Origin of the sequence: Pengzhenrongella frigida (assembly GCF_004168625.1) — a bacterium.
Classification (GTDB): Bacteria; Actinomycetota; Actinomycetes; order Actinomycetales; family Cellulomonadaceae; genus Pengzhenrongella; species Pengzhenrongella frigida.
In genome coordinates, this window is record NZ_SDWW01000009.1 from 1 (window position 1) to 20,305 (window position 20,305).

Annotated in this window: 16 protein-coding genes; 13 read left to right on the forward strand and 3 right to left on the reverse strand. The window is 69.2% G+C overall.

Features of this window, described 5'->3' with window-relative positions:
- Positions 1-99 precede the first annotated feature (99 nt).
- The gene (gene dinB / locus EUA98_RS05180; protein ID WP_130101614.1) at positions 100-1,359 is read left to right on the forward strand and encodes a DNA polymerase IV; all 1,260 of its coding nucleotides are present in this window, start codon (positions 100-102) and stop codon (positions 1,357-1,359) included.
- An 82-nt stretch (positions 1,360-1,441) separates the two neighbouring features.
- Here the strand turns inward: dinB and EUA98_RS05185 are convergent, their stop codons facing one another.
- A complete protein-coding gene (locus tag EUA98_RS05185; RefSeq protein ID WP_130101615.1) occupies positions 1,442-2,035 on the reverse strand; it encodes a DinB family protein in 594 nt (197 codons plus the stop codon).
- A gap of 17 nt (positions 2,036-2,052) precedes the next feature.
- Positions 2,053-2,691 (reverse strand): VOC family protein, encoded by a 639-nt coding sequence (locus EUA98_RS05190; RefSeq protein ID WP_130101616.1) that lies wholly within the window; start codon positions 2,689-2,691, stop codon positions 2,053-2,055.
- A gap of 148 nt (positions 2,692-2,839) precedes the next feature.
- Between EUA98_RS05190 and EUA98_RS05195 the strand changes: the two genes are divergently transcribed.
- The 7 genes from EUA98_RS05195 (at position 2,840) to EUA98_RS05225 (ending at position 11,799) form a co-directional block, all read left to right on the forward strand.
- Entirely contained in the window at positions 2,840-3,649 is an 810-nt protein-coding gene (locus EUA98_RS05195) for a basic amino acid ABC transporter substrate-binding protein (RefSeq protein ID WP_242511288.1), read from the forward strand.
- Between the two features lie 89 nt (positions 3,650-3,738).
- On the forward strand, positions 3,739-4,524 hold the full coding sequence (locus EUA98_RS05200; RefSeq protein WP_130101618.1) for an amino acid ABC transporter permease: 786 nt from the start codon (positions 3,739-3,741) through the stop codon (positions 4,522-4,524).
- 5 nt (positions 4,525-4,529) lie between these two features.
- Positions 4,530-5,342: an amino acid ABC transporter ATP-binding protein gene (locus EUA98_RS05205; RefSeq protein ID WP_434063482.1), complete on the forward strand. Its 813-nt coding sequence runs from the start codon at positions 4,530-4,532 to the stop codon at positions 5,340-5,342.
- A 215-nt stretch (positions 5,343-5,557) separates the two neighbouring features.
- Positions 5,558-7,291, forward strand: coding sequence for an ABC transporter family substrate-binding protein (locus tag EUA98_RS05210; RefSeq protein WP_165372719.1), 1,734 nt, complete (start codon positions 5,558-5,560; stop codon positions 7,289-7,291).
- A gap of 147 nt (positions 7,292-7,438) precedes the next feature.
- Positions 7,439-8,977 carry an ABC transporter permease gene (locus EUA98_RS05215; RefSeq protein ID WP_130101620.1) on the forward strand — a complete coding sequence of 513 codons (1,539 nt, stop codon included), beginning with the start codon at positions 7,439-7,441 and terminating at the stop codon, positions 8,975-8,977.
- A gap of 22 nt (positions 8,978-8,999) precedes the next feature.
- Positions 9,000-10,022 (forward strand): ABC transporter permease, encoded by a 1,023-nt coding sequence (locus EUA98_RS05220; RefSeq protein WP_130101621.1) that lies wholly within the window; start codon positions 9,000-9,002, stop codon positions 10,020-10,022.
- Between the two features lie 10 nt (positions 10,023-10,032).
- Positions 10,033-11,799, forward strand: coding sequence for an ABC transporter ATP-binding protein (locus EUA98_RS05225; RefSeq protein WP_130101622.1), 1,767 nt, complete (start codon positions 10,033-10,035; stop codon positions 11,797-11,799).
- A 30-nt stretch (positions 11,800-11,829) separates the two neighbouring features.
- Here EUA98_RS05225 and EUA98_RS05230 read toward each other — a convergent pair whose 3' ends face one another.
- A complete protein-coding gene (locus tag EUA98_RS05230; protein WP_165372720.1) occupies positions 11,830-12,498 on the reverse strand; it encodes a PH domain-containing protein in 669 nt (222 codons plus the stop codon).
- Positions 12,499-12,839: 341 nt separating this feature from the next.
- On the opposite strand from EUA98_RS05230, the gene EUA98_RS05235 reads away from it, so the two are divergent.
- From EUA98_RS05235 to typA, 5 genes are all read left to right on the forward strand, one after another.
- Positions 12,840-14,465 carry a peptide ABC transporter substrate-binding protein gene (locus EUA98_RS05235; RefSeq protein ID WP_130101624.1) on the forward strand — a complete coding sequence of 542 codons (1,626 nt, stop codon included), beginning with the start codon at positions 12,840-12,842 and terminating at the stop codon, positions 14,463-14,465.
- 148 nt (positions 14,466-14,613) lie between these two features.
- Positions 14,614-15,540 (forward strand): ABC transporter permease, encoded by a 927-nt coding sequence (locus EUA98_RS05240; RefSeq protein WP_130101625.1) that lies wholly within the window; start codon positions 14,614-14,616, stop codon positions 15,538-15,540.
- Positions 15,533-16,477, forward strand: coding sequence for an ABC transporter permease (locus EUA98_RS05245; RefSeq protein ID WP_130101626.1), 945 nt, complete (start codon positions 15,533-15,535; stop codon positions 16,475-16,477). Before EUA98_RS05240 ends, EUA98_RS05245 begins: the two co-directional genes overlap by 8 nt.
- Positions 16,474-18,192, forward strand: coding sequence for a dipeptide ABC transporter ATP-binding protein (locus tag EUA98_RS05250; RefSeq protein ID WP_130101627.1), 1,719 nt, complete (start codon positions 16,474-16,476; stop codon positions 18,190-18,192). Before EUA98_RS05245 ends, EUA98_RS05250 begins: the two co-directional genes overlap by 4 nt.
- 169 nt (positions 18,193-18,361) lie before the next feature.
- A complete protein-coding gene (typA, locus tag EUA98_RS05255) occupies positions 18,362-20,275 on the forward strand; it encodes a translational GTPase TypA (protein ID WP_130101628.1) in 1,914 nt (637 codons plus the stop codon).
- Positions 20,276-20,305 lie beyond the last annotated feature (30 nt).

The following is a 20,305-nucleotide window of genomic DNA, read 5'->3' on the forward strand; positions in this document are numbered from 1 at the left end:
GCTGCCGCAACTCCGTCTTTGTGGTCCTGAGCGGACAATCTTGAGCGTGCCATATCCACGCTAAGCGACACAGTACAGGTGTTCGAGTAGTATGGATCCATGCCCTCCGAGGGTCCGACGATCCTGCACGCCGACCTCGACGCCTTCTACGCGTCGGTCGAGCAGCTGCTCGACCCGACGTTGCGCGGTCGACCCGTCGCCGTCGGTGGGGGTCCTCGCGGTGGGGTGGTGCTCGCGGCCTCCTACGAGGCCAAGGCGTTCGGGGTGCAGGGCGGCATGGCGGGCTGGCGAGCGGCGAAGCTGTGCCCCGAGCTGCGGTTCGTCCGGGGCCACTTCGACGAGTACCAACGGCTCGGGGACGCGGTCATCGCGGTCTTCGAGGACTTCACGCCACTGGTCGAACGGATCTCGATCGACGAGGCGTTCCTCGACGTCTCCGGCTCGGTGCACCTGTTCGGCTCGCCGGCACAGATCGGCGCGATGGTGCGAGAGCGGGTCCGCGACCAGATCGGGCTGCCGATCTCCGTCGGCGCCGCCCGGACCAAGCACCTCGCCAAGATCGCGTCCCAGGTCGCGAAGCCGGACGGGATCGTCATCGTGCAGCCCGGCAGGGAGCGGGAGTTTCTGGACCCGCTGCCGGTCGGGCTCATCTGGGGCGTCGGTCCGGTCAACGAGAAGCGGCTCGCGGACCTCGGGGTGCGCACCATCGGCGAGCTGGCGTTGACGCCGTCGTCGGCGGTCGAGCACATCCTCGGCTACGCCGTCGGTCACAAGCTCAGCGCCATGGCGCACGACGACGACCCCCGCCGCGTCGCGACGTCCCATCGCGCGCGGTCGGTCGGTGCGCAGTCGGCCATCGGCCGGCGCACCCCGGAGCCAGCGGAGGTGCGAGCCGTGCTCGCCCACCTGGCCGACCGGGTCGCGCGGCGTCTGCGGGCCAAACACCGGGCCGGGCGCACCGTGACGGTGCGGGTGCGGTTCGCCGGGATCCGCGTGGTGACCCGGTCGCACACCCTGGCCGAGCCGAATGCGGCCACGCTCACGCTGACCGAGGTCGCTGAGCGGCTCGTCTGGTCGGCGATCGCAGACAGCCCCGACGAGCCCGAGATCACGCTGCTCGCCGTGTCGGTGTCGAACCTCACCGACCAGACGACGATCCAGCCCGAGCTCGACCTGGCGCCCAGCGACCCGTGGCGTCCTGGCTCGGCGACCGGTGCGGCCCGACGGGCGGTGGACGGCTCGATGGACGCGATCCGGGCGCGGTTCGGCGGCGAAGCGGTGGGCTATCTGCCGGCGGTGCGGCGCACCGGAGCCGGCGTGCCGGACGAGTTCCGGGAGCTCGCCGAGCACGACCTGTGATCGGGCAGGCCCCGGCCCGGCTCGAAATCGTCCTTCCGGGTCGACATAGTGCGTTCAGAAGGACTCTCTCGACCGTGAGGGACTATGTCGACGTGCGTCCTTCGCGGGCTGCACGCTCGAGACGGGTGTTGTAGGCCGACCACCAGGACTCGTCTTCCGACGGCAGGTTGTCGTTGGTCGTGCGGAGCCCGACCTCGCCGTCGATCAGCTCGCGGACGATGTCCGCGTGTCCGGCGTGCCGGTTGGTCTCCGCGATCAGGTGCACGAGGACCCGGTGCAGGGTGACCACGTTCCGCTCGGCCGGCCACCACGGCACCTGCCCGACGGCGTCCAGGTCGAGGGCCGCGATCGTCGCATCGGAGTGGGCCCACGCGCGGCGGTACAGCTCGATGATGTCGGCGCGCGACTGCTCGCTGGTGGCCCACATGTCCGCGTTCGGCTCGGCGTCGTCGGCGAACCACGGCAGCGGCTCGCCCGACGGGCGCCCGAACGTCTCGCCGAGGTACCCGAGCTCGACGCTCGCCACGTGCTTGACCAGTCCGAGCAGGTTCGTGCCGGTCGGGGTCAGCGGGCGGCGGGCGTCGTACTCGGGGAGGCCCTCGAGCTTGCGGAGGAGCGCCTCGCGGGCCTCCTGCAGATACCGCTGGAGCTCGGCCTTCGGTCCGGGTGGGTTCATGGAGGGCAGCGGGTGGCTCAGATCTCGACCGGGCCGGTCGGGGTCATGAAGGTGACCGTGAGCAGGCCCGGGGTGCCGTGCGGTGCCACGTAGGTGAAGTCCAGCGCCTCGGACGTGTAGTCGGCGGCGAGGCCCAGCCAGGTGCGGACGCGCTGGGGGTCGCCGGCGATCTCCAGGCCGGTGAGCACGACGTCGGCGGACCCGCCGGCGGAGGGGTGCAGGTCGCGGGGAGTGTCCCAATGGATCATGTACGGCAGCTGCGGGTCGACGAGCAGGCCCTTGACCCCGATCTGCCGCCACCGCAGCTCGACCCCGTCCGGCCGGTGCCGGTTGCCCGGGTCCGACTGGTGGCCGATGCGCATCTCGAACGGTGCCAGGTCGCTGACCTCGACGACCCAGCACAGCCATCCGCCGCCGTCGGCGGAGCGCGCACGTACGGCCTGCCCGAACGGGGCCTTGTCGGACGCGGGGTGGTCGAGCACCTCGACGACCTCCACATAGCGGCCGTCGGCGATCGGGAAGATGACGTTGCGGGTACCGAAGCGCGGGTGCATCCCACCGTCGACCGGAGCCACCCCGAGCGCGGCTCCGAGCCGCGCCGCAGTCGCGCGAAGTCCGTCGGGTTCGGCAGCATAGGAGACGTGATCGAGTCGCATACCTCGCATCGTGACACACCAAATGCCCGGTCATTTCCTGGTCGTGACCGCCGCGACGGCGATTTCCGCACTACGATCCGGCCCAGTGACAACAAATGGACGTTCGAAGTTCATCTGTTGGACGCACCTACGACAATGTGGAGGCACCGTGCGCATCCGTACCCGTCGAACTGGCACCCTGATCGTCGTGACCGCCGTGGCCGCCCTCGCGCTGAGTTCCTGCGCGAGCAGCGACGACACGGCCGCGACCGGCACCGGAGGCGTCCCCCTCATCTCGGAGGGAAAGCTCACCACGTGCACGCAGCTGCCCTACCGGCCGTTCGAGTTCAGCGAGGGCGGTGAGATCACCGGCTTCGACATCGACATCGTCGCCGAGATCGCGAAGGACCTCGGCGTCGAGCAGGAGGTCGTCGACACCCCGTTCGAGGGCACCCAGAGCGGTGAGGACCTCAACACCGGCAAGTGCGACATCGCGGCGGCCGGGATCACCATCACGGAGAAGCGCGCCCAGGCGCTGGACTTCTCCGACCCCTACTTCGACGCCACGCAGGCCCTGATGGTGAAGTCGGACTCGACGATCGCGTCGCTCGACGACCTGGACGGCAAGAAGCTCGGCGTGCAGGCCGCGACGACCGGGGAGATCTACGCGCAGGAGAACGCGCCGGGCGCCGAGCTGGTCCAGTTCGAGGACCTGGCTCTGCTCCAGACGGCCGTGCAGACCGGGCAGGTCGACGCCGCCATCAACGACAACGGCGTGCTCTTCGACTTCGCCAGCCTGAACGACGACGTCAAGGTGTCCGCCGAGTTCGACACCGGTGAGCAGTACGGGCTCGGCGTGAAGCTGGGCAGCACGGCACTGCTCGAGGCGGTCAACGGCACCCTCGAGCGGATCAAGGGCGACGGCACCTACGACACGCTCTATGCGAAGTACTTCGGCTCGGCTCCCGCCAGCAGCTGAGTCGTCTGCCCGTGCAGCACCCCTGATGTGACGGTGCGCGCGGCCGGTCGGAACCCGACCGGCCGCGCGCACCAGATGTGGAGAAGAACGTGGCCCTGACTCGCCGCCAACGCGCCAGAACGGTGCGCGGACTGCAGTACGGCGTGCTCGTGGTGGTCCTCGTCGTCCTCGCGCTCGTCGCCGACTGGGAGACGATCAGCGACCGTCTCCTGAACCCCCAGATCGCGGCCGAGCAGTTCCCCGAGATCATCCAGGTGGCCCTGGTCAACACGGTGATCTACACCGCGCTCGGATTCTCGTTCGCGCTGGTCCTCGGCCTGCTGCTCGCCCTGATGAAGCTGTCGTCGGTGGCGCCCTACCGGTGGTTGGCGAACCTGTACATCGAGTTCTTCCGCGGCGTCCCGGCCCTGCTGGTGTTCATCGCCTTCGGATTCGGCCTGCCGCTCGCCTTCGGGGTCCGGTTCGGCATCTACATGACCGTGATGATCTCGCTCGGGCTCGTGGGGGCGGCCTACATCGCCGAGACGCTCCGGGCCGGTATCCAGGCCGTGCCCAAGGGGCAGATGGAGGCGGCCCGCTCGCTGGGGATGTCGTCCGGTCGCGCGATGATCTCGATCGTCATCCCGCAGGCGTTCCGGATCATTCTTCCGCCATTGACCAACGAGCTGATCGCGCTGACCAAGGACTCGTCGTTGATCTACCTGCTCGGGCTGGCGACCAGCGAGTACGAGCTGACGAAATTCGGCCGGACCGCCATGTCGGACACGGCCAACCTGACCCCGCTGGTCCTCGCGGGCCTGTGCTACCTCATCATCACGATTCCGCTCGGGTTCCTCGTGCGCAGGCTCGAGTCCCGTTCAGCAAAGGCCCGGTGACCGCAGTGACCTCCGCAATCAGCGAACTGACCCCTGCCCCGGTCGAGGGCGAGCCGCTCGTCGAGATCCGTGGGCTGCGCAAGTCGTTCGGCACGCACGAGGTCCTCAAGGGGATCGACCTGGTGGTCCACCCCGGCGAGGTGGTCTGCATCATCGGCCCGTCCGGGTCGGGCAAGTCCACCCTGCTGCGCTGCGTGAACCTGCTCGAGCAGCCGACCGCCGGCACCATCCGCATCGGCGCGATGGAGGTCACCGATCCCGACGTCGACATCGACCTCGTCCGTCGGCACGTCGGCATGGTGTTCCAGCAGTTCAACCTGTTCCCGCACCTGTCGGTCCTGCGCAACTGCACGATCGCGCAGGACAAGGTGCTGGGGCGCAAGGGGGCCGACGCGGAGCGGATCGCCCGTTCGACGCTCGCGCGGGTCAACCTCGACGACAAGCTGGACGCCTTCCCGGCGCAGCTCTCCGGCGGACAGCAGCAGCGGGTCGCCATCGCCCGCGCGCTGAGCATGGACCCTGACCTCATGCTGTTCGACGAGCCGACGTCGGCCCTCGACCCCGAGCTGGTCGGGGACGTGCTGACCGTCATGCGGCGGCTCGCCGACGAGGGCATGACCATGCTCGTCGTCACGCACGAGATGGCCTTCGCCCGCGAGGTCGCGCACCGCGTGGTGTTCATGGACGACGGGATGATCGTCGAACAGGGGCCGCCGGAGCAGGTCATCTCGGCGCCGACCGAGGAGCGCACGCGCGAGTTCCTGCGCCGCGTCCTCGACCCGACCCATGTCGAGCCCGGCGAGTCCGAACCGTACTGAGGCTCTGTTCATTCGTTGGTCGGGCCGCGGTGTTTCCGGTCATTAATTCGTCATTTCGGCAGCAAATCTGCGCAGTCTCGATCAGGTAACGATTTGGTGTGCCTGCCCCGGGTGTCCGAATTGTCGCGTCGCGGCTCACTAGCGTTTTGCTAACAGTTCATCCTTGTCCTGGAGGAATAGTGACGTTTCGACGTAGATTTACCGCCATCTCGGCCGTGGCAGCAGGCTCGCTCCTGCTGGCATCGTGCGGCTCCGCAGGCGCTGGCACCGAGGAGCCTGCCGCGAGCGCGGACGAGTTCGCGGACACGATCACCATCGGCATCGAGCAGGCGCCGGACGGTTACAACGCGAACACGGACATCAGCAACAGCGTCTACAACGCCTATGTCGACAACCTCACGCAGCAGAACTTCACCAAGATCCAGCCCGACGGCACCATCGTCGCGAACGAGGCCTTCGGAACGTACGAGAAGACCTCGGACGACCCGCTGACGGTCGAGTACACCTTCGCGGACGACGCCGTCTGGTCGGACGGCACCCCGATCGACTTCGACGACGCGCTGCTGACCTGGGCCGCGTTCTCGGGCACGCACCCGTCCGGCGAGGTGGACGAGGCGGGCGACCCCCTCGACCTGTTCCACGCGGCGAGCACCAACGGCTGGGCCGAGGTGACCATGCCCGAGGGCGAGGCCGGCGACAAGACCTTCACGCTGACCTTCACCACCCCGTACGCCGACTGGGAGGTGCTCGCGACCGGGTTCATGCCGGCGCACATCGCCGCCGAGCAGAGCGGGCTGAGCGCGGACGGTGACGGCGCCGAGCTGGTCGCCGCCATCCAGGGCGACGACACGGCCGCGCTCACGCCGGTCGCGGAGTTCTGGAGCGCGGGCTGGGCCTACCAGGAGAACCTTCCCGAGCTGCCCGACGCGGCGCTCATCCCGACCTCGGGTCCGTACAAGTACGACAACGCGTCCAACGGCACCCTGACGCTCGTCGCCAACGACAAGTGGTGGGGCGAGCCGGCGAAGACCAACAGCATCGTCTTCAAGACCATCGACGCCAACGAGATGGTCCAGGCGCTGCAGAACGGTGAGATCGACCAGTTCGACCCGTCGAACGCGACGAGCGACATGGTCGCCCAGCTCGCCGACCTCGGTGACGCCGCGACGGTCGAGACCGGTGAGGCCCTGTCGTTCAGCCACATCGACTTCGACTCCTCGGGCACCGGTGTGTTCTCCGACGTCGCGGTGCGCCAGGCGTTCCTCAAGTGCGTGCCGCGCCAGGAGCTGGTCGACAAGTTCGCCGCGCCGATCAACCCGGACGCCCAGGTGCTCAACCTGCGCGAGTACCTGCCCGCCCAGGCGGCCTACGAGGACGTCCTCGCCGACGTCCCGACCGCCAAGGACTACGCCGAGGTCGACCTCGAGGGCGCCAAGGCGCTGCTCACCGGTACCGGCGCCACCCTGCCGGTGACGATCCGCTTCAACTTCTCCGCGCAGTCCACGCTGCGGGCCGACCAGGTCGCGCTCATCAAGGCGTCCTGCGACCAGGCCGGGTTCAACGTCACGGCCGTGGCCGACCCCGACCTGTTCACGACGCTGACCCTCCCGGGCCAGTGGGACGCGGCGGTCTTCGGTTGGGCCGGTTCGGGCCTCATCGCCTCCGGCCAGTCGATCTACGTCACCGGCGGCGGTCAGAACTTCGGCGGGTACTCCGACGCCAAGGTCGACGAGCTGTGGTCGCAGATCGTGGCGGTCACCAGCCACGAGGAGGCGGAGCCGCTCAAGGCCGAGATGGAGGAGCAGCTGTGGGTCAACCCCTACAACGTCGTCCTCTATGCCAATCCCGGTGTCACGGCGTACTCGTCGAAGGTCTCCGGACCGGGCTACAACCCGACGCAGTACGGCTCCACGTGGAACGCGGAGACCTGGACCAAGTCGCTGAGCTAGCACCGCCCTGGGCGCTCGTGCCGCCCCCCGCGCGCTACTCTCGCGCTAGGTAAGTAGTACCAGTGCTGGGCGGGTACCGACGCTGTCGGTACCCGCCCAGTGTGTTGGTCCACTGTCGCCGTTCGTCCACCTCGAGCTGGGAGACGCATGTTCGTCTTCGTCGTCAGACGCGCCGTCGTCTCGTTCTTCATCGTGCTTGCCTCGACCGCGCTGATGTACGTCCTGGTCGCGCTCTCGGGCAACCCGCTCAAGGACCTGCTGGAGTACAACGGGCCCGGCCGCGAGGCGCGGATCGCCGCGCGCACCGCGGCCCTCAACCTCGACGTGCCGATCCCCGGTCGCTACGTGCTCTGGCTGCAGGAGGTCGGCACGTGCGTCGCCCCCGGCGGGGACGAGTGCACGCTCGGCCTCGACCGCAAGCTGCGACCGGTGCTTCCGCAGCTCGACGTGGCGCTCGGCTCCACGATGCGGCTCGTCATCGCCGCGACCGTGCTCGCCCTGCTGCTGGGCGTCGTGACCGGCGTCGTGACGGCGCTGCGGCAGTACAGCACCTTCGACTACTCGGTCACCTTCATCGCCTTCCTGTGCTTCTCGCTCCCGGTGTTCTGGGTCTCGACGCTGCTCAAGCAGTACATCGCGATCGACCTGAACACGTGGTTGCAGGACCCGCAGATGACCTACGCCTCGATCGGCCTGCTCGGCCTGGTCGCCGGGCTGATCTGGACCATCGTGATCGGCGGGGACGCGCGCCGGCGGCTCGTCGTGGCGGCGGTGGCGGCGGCCGCGACGTCGGGCACGCTGATCGTGCTGCTCAACGTCGGCTGGTTCCGCCGGCCCGCGCTGGGCATCGCCGGGATCGCCGTCTCCGCGCTCGTGCTGGCGTTCCTCTGGAGTGCGCTCTTCGCCGGACTGCGGCCGCGCACCCGGCCCGTGCTGTACGCGAGCCTGGCCACCGCGGTCGCCGGCACGATCGTCGTCGCGCTCGCCCAGCCCCTGATGGCCGAGATGACGTGGCTGACCTTCGGGGCGCTCGTGCTCGTGCTCATCGCCCTCGGGCTGGGGATCGGCTACCTCGTCGGGGGTCACACCCGACGCCTCGCGATGCAGATCTCCGCGGTGACGGCGGTGTCCGTCGTCGTCCTGATGTCGGTCGACCAGCTCATGCGGGCCTACCCGGCGCTCTTCAAGGCCACGGGCGGTCGCCCGATGGCGACGACGGGCTCGCAGACGGCGAACCTGAACGGGACCTTCTGGGAGTCGAACCTCGACCTCGGGCTGCACCTGGCGCTGCCGACGCTGGCGATCATGCTCATCTCGTTCGCCAGCTACACCCGGTACACGCGGGCCAGCATGCTCGACGTGATGAATCAGGACTACGTGCGCACCGCGCGGGCCAAGGGCCTCAACGAGCGCACCGTGGTCGTGCGGCACACGTTCCGCAACGCGCTCATCCCGCTCGCCACCCTGGTGGCCTTCGACTTCGCCGGCGTGCTCGGCGGCGCGGTCGTCACCGAGACGGTGTTCGGCTGGTCGGGGATGGGCAAGCTCTTCACCAGCGGGCTGAGCAACATCGACCCGAACCCGGTGATGGCGTTCTTCCTCGTGACCGCCGTGGCGACGGTGCTCTTCAACATGCTGGCGGACATCGCCTACGCGTACCTGGACCCCCGGATCCGGCTCCGATGACGCTCACGATCGAAGGACGGCAATGACCGACCTGCGCAACGACCTGCCCGACGACGGGCCCGCGATCGAGCTCGCCATGGGGACGCTGGTGACCCTCGACGACGACCTCGCCGAGGTCGACGTCCTCGCCCAGCAGTCCGTGGCCGCGCGCAGCTCGACCCAGACCGTGATGCGCCGGTTCCGCCAGCACCGGGCCGCCATGAGCGGGTTCGTGGTGCTGGTCGCGATCATTCTGCTCGCGTTCAGCTCGATCGGGTTCGGCCCGGTGCCCGGGTGGTGGAAGCTCGACTTCAAGATCCCCATGCCGCTGGTCGACGCCGGTGCGCCGACGCTGTCCGTGTGGCCGCCCAGCCTCGGTGAGCACCCGTTCGGCCAGGACAACATCGGCCGCGACTACTTCGCCCTGACGATGAAGGGCGCGCAGCAGTCGCTGATCATCGCGTTCCTCGTCGGGATCGTCGGGACCGTGATCGGCACGGTGATCGGCGCGTGCGCCGGGTACTTCCGCGGCTGGACCGAGGCCGTGCTCATGCGGCTGACCGACGTGATGATCACCATCCCGCTGCTCGCCGTCGCCGCGGTCATCGCCGTGTCGAGCAAGGGGCTCGGTGGGGTCTGGATCCTCGGCGCCTTCCTCGGTCTGGTCACCTGGACCGGGTTGGCGCGGATCGTGCGCGGGGAGTTCCTGTCGCTGCGCGAGAAGGAGTTCGTCGACGCGGCGCGCTCGGTCGGCGCGTCGAGCGGGCGGATCATCTTCCGGCACATCCTGCCCAACACGATCGGGGTGATCATCGTGGCGGCGACGCTGGCGATCTCCTCGGCGATCCTGCTCGAGTCGGCGCTGAGCTTCCTCGGGTTCGGCGTCCAGTCGCCCGACACCTCCCTCGGTCAGCTGATCAACAGCTACCGGTCGGCGATGACGACCCGGCCGTGGCTGTTCTGGTGGCCCGGGCTGTTCATCATCGCGATCGCACTCGCCGTCAACTTCATCGGCGACGGGCTGCGCGACGCGTTCGACCCCCGCCAGGACCGCGTGAAGGCCTAGGAGGCCCAAGATGGCGATCGAGACTCAGGCGCCCGACCTGCGGCGCGCACCCGAAGACACCGGGCCGATCCTCGAGGTCCGCGGCCTCGGCGTCGACTTCCGGGTCGACGGCGAATGGGTGATGGCGGCGCGCGACGTCGACTTCACGATCAAGCCCGGCGAGGTGCTCGCCGTCGTCGGCGAGTCCGGGTCGGGCAAGTCGGTCTCCGCGATGGGGATCCTCGGGCTGCTGCCGAAGAACTCCCGCACCGTGGGCTCGGCCACGCTGCGGGGGACCGAGCTGATCGGCGCCCGACCGGCCGCGCTGCGCGCGGTGCGCGGCAACGACGTCGGGCTGATCTTCCAGGAGCCGATGACGGCGCTGAACCCCGTGCTGACCAACGGGTTCCAGGTGTCCGAGGTGCTGCTCAGCCACCAGAACATCTCCCCGGCGCAGGCGCGCGAGCGCGCGATCGAGCTGTTCCGGCTCGTCGACCTGCCCAACCCCGAGGGCCGGTACGACAGCTACCCGCACCAGCTCTCCGGCGGGCAGCGCCAGCGCGTGATGATCGCGATGGCGATCGCGTGCGACCCCGTGCTGCTCATCGCGGACGAGCCGACCACCGCGCTCGACGTCACCGTCCAGGCGGAGATCCTCGACCTGCTGCGCACGCTGCACCACCGCCTCGACTCGGCCATCCTGCTGATCACCCACGACATGGGCGTGGTCGCGGACCTGGCCGACACGGTCGTGGTCATGAAGGACGGTCGGGTGGTCGAGTCCGGCCCCATCCGGCAGGTCTTCTCGAGCCCCCGGCAGGGGTACACCCGAGAGCTGCTCGCGGCCGTGCCGCACCTCGGTGCCCAGATCGCGGCCGGGCAGCTCGTGGTGCGCGAGCCCGCGCCGGGGACGGCGGCCGTGACGGCGGGCCTCGAGGATCGCGCCCCCGCGCCGGTCGTCCCCGCGCTCGACCTGCGCAACCTCGTGCTCGAGTACCCCAGCCGCGGGCGCACGCCGGCCTTCCGCGCCGTCGACGACGTGTCGTTCTCGATCGCGCACGGCGAGGTCCTCGGCCTGGTGGGGGAGTCGGGGTCGGGCAAGACGACGATCGGCCGCGCCGTCGTCGGCCTGCTGCCCGTGGCGTCCGGCTCGGTCTCGATCGGCGGGACCGACGTGGCCGGCCTGTCCCGGCGCGAGCTGCGTCCGCTGCGCCGCCGGTCGGCGATCGTGTTCCAGGACCCCGCCGCCTCCCTCAACCCGCGGATGACCATCGGGGAGTCCATCGGCGAACCCCTGTTCATCCACGAGAAGCTGCGCAAGGCCGCGCTCGACCGCCGGGTCGAGGCGCTGCTCGACCAGGTCCAGCTGCCGCACGCGTACCGCAACCGCTTCCCGCACGAGCTCTCCGGCGGGCAGCGCCAGCGCGTCGGGATCGCCCGGGCCCTGTCGCTCGGGCCGGACCTGCTGGTGGCGGACGAACCGACCAGCGCCCTCGACGTCTCCGTCCAGGCGCACGTGCTCGAGCTGTTCCAGGAGCTGCAGCGCGAGCAGGGCTTCGCGTGCCTGTTCATCAGCCACGACCTCGCGGTGGTCGAGATCCTCGCCAGCCGGGTCGCGGTGCTCCACCGCGGGAAGCTCGCGGAGATCGGCACCCGCGAGGAGGTGCTGCTGCACCCGCGTGAGCCCTACACGCGCCGCCTCATCGCCGCTGCGCCCGTTCCCGACCCGGACGAGCAGCAGACCCGTCGAGCGGGTCGTGCCGCCGCACTGGCCGCCGGGGCCGACGCCGAGGACTAGCACCCGCGAACCTGGCTCGCGGGCCGGGGGTCACACCAGTGCGGTCATCACGACGAGCGCCGCCGACACGCCCGCGACGACGAGCACGCCGCGGGCCAGGCGCGTACGCACCACGGGCGCGCCGCCGGGCGGGCACAGCGGTGCGCCGCCGGGCGGGCACTGCGGTGCGCCGCCGGTCGGGCACAGCGGCGCGCCGTCGGTCTCGACCGAACGCCCCCATTCGCGCCGCACCCAGGCAGCGACCGCCCCGGACTGGCTCGCGCTCGAGGCGCTCGCGGTCGGGAGCACCTCGTCGGGGCCCAGACCGAGCGTCTGCACCTCGCGGAGCGTCAGCCGGGCGTCGGTGTGCCGGCCGGACGCCGGGGCCGCCCAGGCCGTGAAGCGACGCCCGTCCGTGGTCACGAGGGTCAGCGCGTAGCGCGTGCGCACCTCGGCGAGCGCCGCCCAGGGCACCATGACGTCCCGCACGACGTTGCGCAGCGCGACACCCGTGGGGGAGACCTCGACGGAGGGTCGCACCAGCACGGCGTAGACCAGCGTCGCGGCGAGCACCAGGCCCGGCACCTGACGGACCAGGCCGACCGGGCCGCCGTCGTGCACCGCGAACCACGACCAGCCGAGCGTCACGAGCCCCCAGCCGACCGCTGCGGCGATCGCCGAGCGCGGCCGAACGGTGTGGCCGGTCACGGGGGGAGGCACGCCGACCATCGTTCCATGGTCAGGACGGACCGACCGCCCTATCAGACCCGGAGCGATCCTGCGGCGATCCTGTCCGATTCGTGGACACACCAGACCGCGATCGGGAGACGGATCACGGGATCGAGCGGCAGACAGGTTCGGCGCTGTCTCATATGCTGGACGGTACTCACCAGTATCAATCGTGTAACGATTCGGCACGGCGCCGCAGTCGTGGAGTTTGTCCGGTTGGCGTTCGGTAGCCTCTTCGCAACCCATGGAGCGCGTGGGTGCTATCGCGGGCGGGTTCGGTCTGGCCCGGTACCTGGTGGCTTCCCGTGCCGCCATCCCTTTCAGGAGGAACATTGAAGATCAGGCGCATCGCCGGCTTCGCGGCTTCAGTTGCAGTGGGTGCACTTGTGCTCACGGCCTGCAGCAGCACGCCGAGCGACACCGAGAGCACGTCCGCCGCCGCCGAGGGAACCTCGACCGGCATCGTGACGGCGAACAGCAGCGAGCCCCAGAACCCCCTGGTCCCGGGCAACATCAACGAGGTGGGTGGCGGCAAGGTCGTCGACCTCCTCTTCGCCGGCCTGGTCTACTACGACGCCGCGGGTGAGCCCCACAACGAGGTCGCCGAGTCGATCGAGACCACGGACGCCCAGAACTACACGATCACGCTGAAGTCCGGTCTGACGTACTCCAACGACGAGCCGGTCATCGCGAAGAACTTCGTGGACGCCTGGAACTACACCGCTCTCCTGAGCAACGCCCAGCTCGGAAGCTACTTCTTCGAGGACATCGAGGGCTTCTCCTACGACGAGGACTCCGCTCTCACGGGTCTCGCCGTGGTCGACGACACGTCCTTCACCGTCAAGCTCAAGGAGCCGCGGGCCGACTTCCCGCTGCGCCTCGGCTACTCGGCGTTCTTCCCGCTGCCGGAGGTGGCCTTCACGGACATCGCCGCGTTCGGTGAGAACCCGATCGGCAACGGCCCGTACATGCTGGCCAAGGAAGGCGCCTGGCAGCACAACGTCGGGATCGACCTCATCCCGAACCCGGCGTACGAGGGCGACCGCACCGCGAAGAACGGCGGCGTCACGTTCACGTTCTACGCGAGCCAGGAGGCCGCGTACAACGACCTGCTCGCCGACCAGCTCGACGTGCTCGACGCCGTCCCGGACAGCGCCTTCGGCACGTTCGAGGACGAGCTCGGCGACCGCGCGGTGAACCAGCCGGCAGCCGTCTTCCAGTCCTTCACCATCCCGCAGAACCTGCCCGGCTTCTCGGGTGAAGAGGGTGCGCTCCGCCGCGCCGCGATCTCGATGGCCATCAACCGCCCCGAGATCACGGACGCGATCTTCCAGGGCACCCGCACCCCGGCCAACGACTTCACGTCGCCGGTCATCGCCGGCTGGTCGGACACCATCCCCGGTGCTGAGGTTCTCGACTACAACGAGACCGAGGCCAAGGCCCTGTGGGCCGAGGCTGACGCGATCGCGCCGTACACCGGCACGTTCACCATCGGCTACAACGCCGATGGTGGCCACCAGGCCTGGGTCGACGCCGTGACCAACAGCATCAAGAACACCCTCGGCATCGCGTCCGAGGGCAACCCGTACCCGGACTTCAAGTCGTTCCGCGACGACGTCACCAACCGGACCATCACGGGTGCGTTCCGCACCGGCTGGCAGGCGGACTACCCGGGGCTGTTCAACTTCCTCGGCCCGATCTACGCCACCGACGCCAGCTCGAACGACGGCGACTACACGAACCCCGAGTTCGACGCGCTGCTCGCCGACGGCTCGACGGCCGCCACGGTCGACGAGGCCAACAAGCTCTTCCAGCAGGCGCAGGAGATCCTCTTCACGGACCTCCCGGCCATCCCGCTGTGGTACTCGAACGTGACCGGCGGTTCGGCCGCCACGGTCGACAACGTCGAGTTCGGCTGGAACAGCGTTCCGCTCTACTACGAGGTCACGAAGAGCTGACCTAGTTCGAGCGCGTGAGGGGGGTGGGACCCGACCGGGCCCCACCCCCCTTCACATGAGCAAGTAGTGCAACCGGCCAGCTGCGGTCTAGAGTGACGCGCCGCTGTGTGAACGTTTCCCGAATATTCCCCCACGAGAAGGAGACCTGATGGCCTGGTACATCGGGCGCAGGGTCTTGCAGATGATCCCGGTTTTCCTCGGGGCGACGCTGCTCATCTATGCCATGGTCTTCCTGCTGCCCGGTGACCCCGTGGCGGCCCTCGGAGGCGATCGGGGTCTGAACCCCGCCGTCGCCGAGCAGATCCGTGCAGAGTTCAACCTGGACAAGCCGTTCTTCGTCCAGTACCTGCTCTACCTCAAGGGCATCCTCACTCTCGACTTCGGGACGACGTTCTCGGGCCGTGCGGTCATCGACGTCATGGGTGAAGCGTTCCCCGTGACCATCCAGCTCGCCGTGATGGCCCTGATCTTCGAAGGTGTGCTCGGGATCGGTTTCGGCCTCATCGCCGGCCTGCGCAAGGGTGGCGTCTTCGACGCGACCCTCCTGCTGGTCAGCCTGTTCGTCATCGCGATGCCGACGTTCGTGATCGGTTTCGTGATGCAGTACGTCGTGGGTGTGAAGCTCCAGTGGCTGCCCCCCACGGTCGGCGGCGACGTCTCGTTCCAGACCCTGCTGATGCCCGCGATCGTGCTCGGCGCGGTCTCGTTCGCGTACGTCCTGCGCCTCACCCGGACCTCGGTCGCGGAGAACCTCAGCGCCGACTTCGTGCGCACCGCCACGGCGAAGGGGCTCACCCGCAGCCGCGTGGTCAACGTGCACGTGCTGCGCAACTCGCTGATCCCGGTCATCACGTTCCTCGGCGCGGACCTCGGTGGCCTGATGGCCGGCGCGATCGTGACCGAGGGGATCTTCAACATCCCCGGCGTCGGCAACACGCTGTACAAGGCGATCCAGCAGGGGCAGGCACCGACGGTCGTCTCGCTCGTGACCGTGCTCGTGATCGTCTACATCTTCGCCAACCTCTTCGTGGACCTGCTGTACGCGGCCCTGGATCCGAGGATTCGATATGCCTGAACTGACCCGCCCGCACCAGAGCCACTTCTTCGCGGACCTCGACTCCACCCCGCTCGGACTGGTCGACCTCGTCGACGAGTCGGCCGCTCCGGCGAGCCTGTGGGTCGAGGCCTGGCACTCGCTGCGCCGCCGGCCGCTGTTCTGGATCTCCGCCACCCTGATCGCGCTGGTGACGCTCGTCGCGCTCTTCCCGAGCCTGTTCACCTCGCTCGACCCGGGGTTCTGCGAGCTCAAGTACAGCCTCGACCCGCCGACCGCCGGCCACCCGTTCGGGTTCGACCGGCAGGGGTGCGACATCTACTCCCGCACCATCTACGGCGCGCGTGCCTCGGTCACGGTGGGCGTGCTCACCACCCTGGTCGTCGTGCTGATCGGCTCGGTCTTCGGCGCGTTCGCCGGGTTCTACGGCGGCTGGTTCGACTCGCTGCTCTCGCGGGTCACCGACATCTTCTTCGCGATCCCGCTGGTGCTCGCCGCCATCGTCGTGATGCAGATGTACGACGACGTGAGCGTCATGACCGTCACGGTCGTGCTGGGCGTCTTCGGCTGGCCGCAGATCGCTCGGATCACCCGTGGTGCGGTGATGAGCGTCAAGAACGCCGACTTCATCACCGCCGCGAAGGCTCTCGGGTCGTCGCGGCTCGCGACGCTCGCCCGGCACGTCATGCCGAACTCCGCCGCGCCGATCATCGTCACGGCGACGGTGTCGCTCGGGATCTTCATCGTGGCCGAGGCGACGCTGTCCTACCTCGGGATCGGCCTGCCGACGTCGATCGTCTCGTGGGGGGCTGACATCTCCAAGGCGCAGGCCTCGCTCCGCAGCCAGCCGTCCGTGCTGTTCTACCCGGCCGGGGCGCTCGCCCTCACGGTGCTCAGCTTCATCATGATGGGCGACGTCGTCCGCGACGCCCTGGACCCGAAGGCGCGCAAGCGATGAGCCAGACCCTTCCCACCGCCCCCGTCGTGGTGGCGGACAGCAACGTGCACGTCCCGCTCCTGGCGATCCGGGACTTGGAGGTCTCGTTCACGACCGCCACGGGGCTCGTCTCGGCCGTGCGCGGGGTGGACCTCACCGTCTACCCCGGCCAGACGGTCGCGATCGTCGGCGAGTCCGGATCGGGCAAGTCGACGACCGCGCACGCGATCATCGACCTGCTCCCGGGCACCGGCAAGGTGACCGCGGGGTCGATCATGTTCGACGGCACCGAGATCACCACCGCCACCGAGAAGGAGATCATCGCGCTGCGCGGCCGGGCGATCGGTCTGGTCCCGCAGGACCCGATGTCGAACCTCAACCCGGTCTGGAAGATCGGGTACCAGGTCAAGGAGGCGCTCAAGGCGAACGGCATCGCCAAGGGTTCCGCCGCGAACGCCCGGGTCACCGAGCTCCTCGAGGAGGCCGGCCTGCCCGACGCCGCCCGGCGTGCCAAGCAGTACCCCCACGAGTTCTCCGGTGGGATGCGCCAGCGCGCCCTGATCGCGATCGCCCTCGCGGCGCGACCCAAGCTGCTCATCGCGGACGAGCCGACGTCGGCCCTGGACGTCACCGTCCAGCGCCAGATCCTCGACCACCTCCAGCACCTCACCGAGGAGCTGGGTACCGCGGTGCTGTTCATCACGCACGACCTGGGGCTGGCCGCCGAGCGTGCCGAGCACCTCGTGGTGATGTACCGCGGCAAGGTCGTCGAGTCCGGCCCGGCCGCCCAGATCCTCTCCGCGCCCCGGCACCCGTACACCCAGCGCCTCGTGGCGTCGGCGCCGTCGCTCGCCTCGCGTCGCATCCAGAGCGCCAAGGCGCTCGGCGTGACGGCGACGGAGCTGCTCGCCCCCACGGGTGGCGACGGCGTCAGCGAGACCCGGCCGGACATCGTCGTCGTCGACAACCTCACCAAGGTCTTCCACCTGCGTGGGGGGCGTCCCGGCGCGGCCAAGACGTTCAAGGCCGTCGACGACGTGTCGTTCACGATCAAGCGCGGCACGACGATGGCGCTGGTCGGCGAGTCCGGGTCGGGCAAGTCGACCGTCGCGAACATCATGCTCAACCTGATCGATCCCACCGAGGGCAAGATCAACTTCGAGGGCACCGACCTGAGCACCCTGAACAAGAAGCAGCTGTTCGCGTTCCGTCGCCGGGTGCAGCCGATCTTCCAGGACCCGTACGGCTCCCTCGACCCGATGTACTCGATCTACCGCACGATCGAGGAGCCGCTGCGCACCCACCGGGTCGGCGACCGCAAGTCCCGGCTGCAGAAGGTGCGCGACCTGCTCGACATGGTCTCGCTCCCGCAGTCGACGATGCGCCGGTTCCCGAACGAGCTCTCCGGTGGCCAGCGCCAGCGGGTCGCGATCGCGCGGGCGCTCGCGCTCGAGCCCGACGTCATCGTGTGCGACGAGGCCGTGTCGGCGCTCGACGTGCTGGTCCAGGCGCAGATCCTCACGCTGCTCAACGACCTGCAGGCCGAGCTCGGCCTGACGTACCTGTTCATCACCCACGACCTCGCGGTCGTCCGACAGGTCGCCGACCAGGTGTGCGTGATGAAGACCGGCAAGATCGTCGAGTCCGCGACGACGGACGAGGTCTTCGACAACCCGCGCGAGGAGTACACGCGGGAGCTGCTCGCCGCGATCCCGGGCGCCAAGCTCACGTTCTGAGCCGCCGTCGCGCACCCAACTCTGTGGTGCACGGCACGGCCCTTCTGGCCCTGTCCCGATGCCGGGACGGGGCCAGAAGTGCGCCCGCGGCGAGTGCCGGGCCGCTGAGAAGGTAGAATTGTCGGCGCGCCCCACGACGCGGCGCTCCCCATCTTTGAAACGAGTACTCATGTCTGTGCGCTCCGACCTGCGCAACGTCGCCATCGTCGCCCATGTCGACCACGGCAAGACCACGCTGGTGGACGCCATGCTCAAGCAGTCGGGTGCCTTCGCGGCGCACGACGCCCACGCTGACGAGCGATCGATGGACTCCGGTGACCTTGAGCGCGAGAAGGGCATCACGATCCTCGCGAAGAACACCGCCGTGCGTTACACCGGTCCTGCTGCCACCGTCCACGGGCACCCCGAGGGCATCACGATCAACGTGATCGACACCCCTGGGCACGCCGACTTCGGTGGTGAGGTCGAGCGCGGCCTGTCCATGGTCGACGGCGTGGTGCTGCTCGTCGACGCCAGCGAGGGCCCGCTGCCGCAGACGCGGTTCGTGCTCCGCAAGGCGCTCGAGGCCAAGCTCCCCGTGATCCTCCTGGTCAACAAGGTGGACCGGCCCGACGCGCGCATCACCGAGGTCGTCGCCGAGTCGACCGACCTGCTGCTCGGGCTCGCGAGCGACCTGCAGGACGAGGTCCCGGACCTCGACCTCGACGCGATCCTCGACATGCCCGTCGTCTTCGCGGCGGCCAAGACCGGCCGCGCGTCGCTGACGCAGCCGGCCGACGGCACCCAGCCCGACTCCGAGAACCTCGAGGCCCTGTTCCAGGTCATCCTCGAGAAGATCCCGGCGCCGACCTACACCGAGGGCGCGCCCCTCCAGGCGCACGTCACCAACCTCGACGCCTCGCCGTTCCTCGGTCGCCTCGCGCTGCTCCGCGTGTTCAACGGGACGATCCGCAAGGGCCAGACCGTCGCCTGGGCGCGTGCCGACGGCACGATCCAGAACGTGAAGATCACCGAGCTGCTCGAGACCAAGGCGCTCAGCCGCGTTCCCACCGAGTCCGCGGGCCCCGGCGACATCGTCGCCGTCGCCGGGATCGCCGACATCACCATCGGTGAGACGCTGACCGACCCGGACGACCCGCGGCCGCTGCCGCTGATCAAGGTCGACGACCCGGCCATCTCGATGACCATCGGGATCAACACCTCGCCGCTCGCCGGCCGGGGTGGCAAGGGCCACAAGGTCACCGCGCGCCAGGTCAAGGACCGCCTCGACCGCGAGCTCGTCGGTAACGTCTCGCTCAACGTGCTCCCGACCGAGCGTCCCGACGCGTGGGAGGTCCAGGGCCGCGGCGAGCTCGCGCTGGCCATCCTCGTCGAGCAGATGCGCCGCGAGGGCTTCGAGCTCACCGTCGGCAAGCCGCAGGTCGTCACCAAGCGGATCGACGGCAAGGTGCACGAGCCGATGGAGCGCATGACCATCGACGTCCCCGAGGAGTACCTCGGCGCGGTCACCCAGCTCCTGGCGATCCGCAAGGGCCGCATGGAGACCATGGCGAACCACGGCACCGGCTGGGTCCGGATGGAGTTCAAGATTCCGTCCCGCGGCCTGATCGGCTTCCGCACGACGTTCCTCACGGACACGCGCGGCACCGGCATCGCGTCCTCGATCGGTGAGGGCCACGAGCCGTGGGCCGGCCCGATCGAGACCCGCATCAACGGGTCCCTGGTGGCCGACCGTTCGGGTGTCGTCACGCCGTTCGCGATGATCAACCTGCAGGAGCGCGGGTCGTTCTTCGTCGACCCCACCCAGGTGGTCTACGAGGGCATGATCGTCGGCGAGAACTCGCGCAACGAGGACATGGACGTCAACATCACCAAGGAGAAGAAGCTCACGAACATGCGCGCTGCAGCCAGCGACACGTTCGAGAACCTCACCCCGCCGCGGCACCTCACGCTCGAGGAGTCCCTCGAGTTCGCCCGCGAGGACGAGTGCGTCGAGGTCACCCCCGACGTCGTCCGCCTCCGCAAGGTGATCCTCGACCAGTCCGAGCGTGGCCGCGTGTTCGCGAAGGCCAAGCGCGCTTGAGCCGGCGCACCCGACTCTGCTCCCAGCAGG

Bases quoted from the DNA above. Each gene is read 5' to 3' on its own strand.
- EUA98_RS05240 (WP_130101625.1), top strand. From the start codon at position 14,614: ATGGCCTGGTACATCGGGCGCAGGGTCTTGCAGATGATCCCGGTTTTC.
- EUA98_RS05215 (WP_130101620.1), top strand. From the start codon at position 7,439: ATGTTCGTCTTCGTCGTCAGACGCGCCGTCGTCTCGTTCTTCATCGTG.
- typA (WP_130101628.1), top strand. From the start codon at position 18,362: ATGTCTGTGCGCTCCGACCTGCGCAACGTCGCCATCGTCGCCCATGTC.
- EUA98_RS05225 (WP_130101622.1), top strand. From the start codon at position 10,033: ATGGCGATCGAGACTCAGGCGCCCGACCTGCGGCGCGCACCCGAAGAC.
- dinB (WP_130101614.1), top strand. From the start codon at position 100: ATGCCCTCCGAGGGTCCGACGATCCTGCACGCCGACCTCGACGCCTTC.
- EUA98_RS05190 (WP_130101616.1), bottom strand. From the start codon at position 2,691: ATGCGACTCGATCACGTCTCCTATGCTGCCGAACCCGACGGACTTCGC.
- EUA98_RS05250 (WP_130101627.1), top strand. From the start codon at position 16,474: ATGAGCCAGACCCTTCCCACCGCCCCCGTCGTGGTGGCGGACAGCAAC.
- EUA98_RS05220 (WP_130101621.1), top strand. From the start codon at position 9,000: ATGACCGACCTGCGCAACGACCTGCCCGACGACGGGCCCGCGATCGAG.
- EUA98_RS05245 (WP_130101626.1), top strand. From the start codon at position 15,533: ATGCCTGAACTGACCCGCCCGCACCAGAGCCACTTCTTCGCGGACCTC.
- EUA98_RS05185 (WP_130101615.1), bottom strand. From the start codon at position 2,035: ATGAACCCACCCGGACCGAAGGCCGAGCTCCAGCGGTATCTGCAGGAG.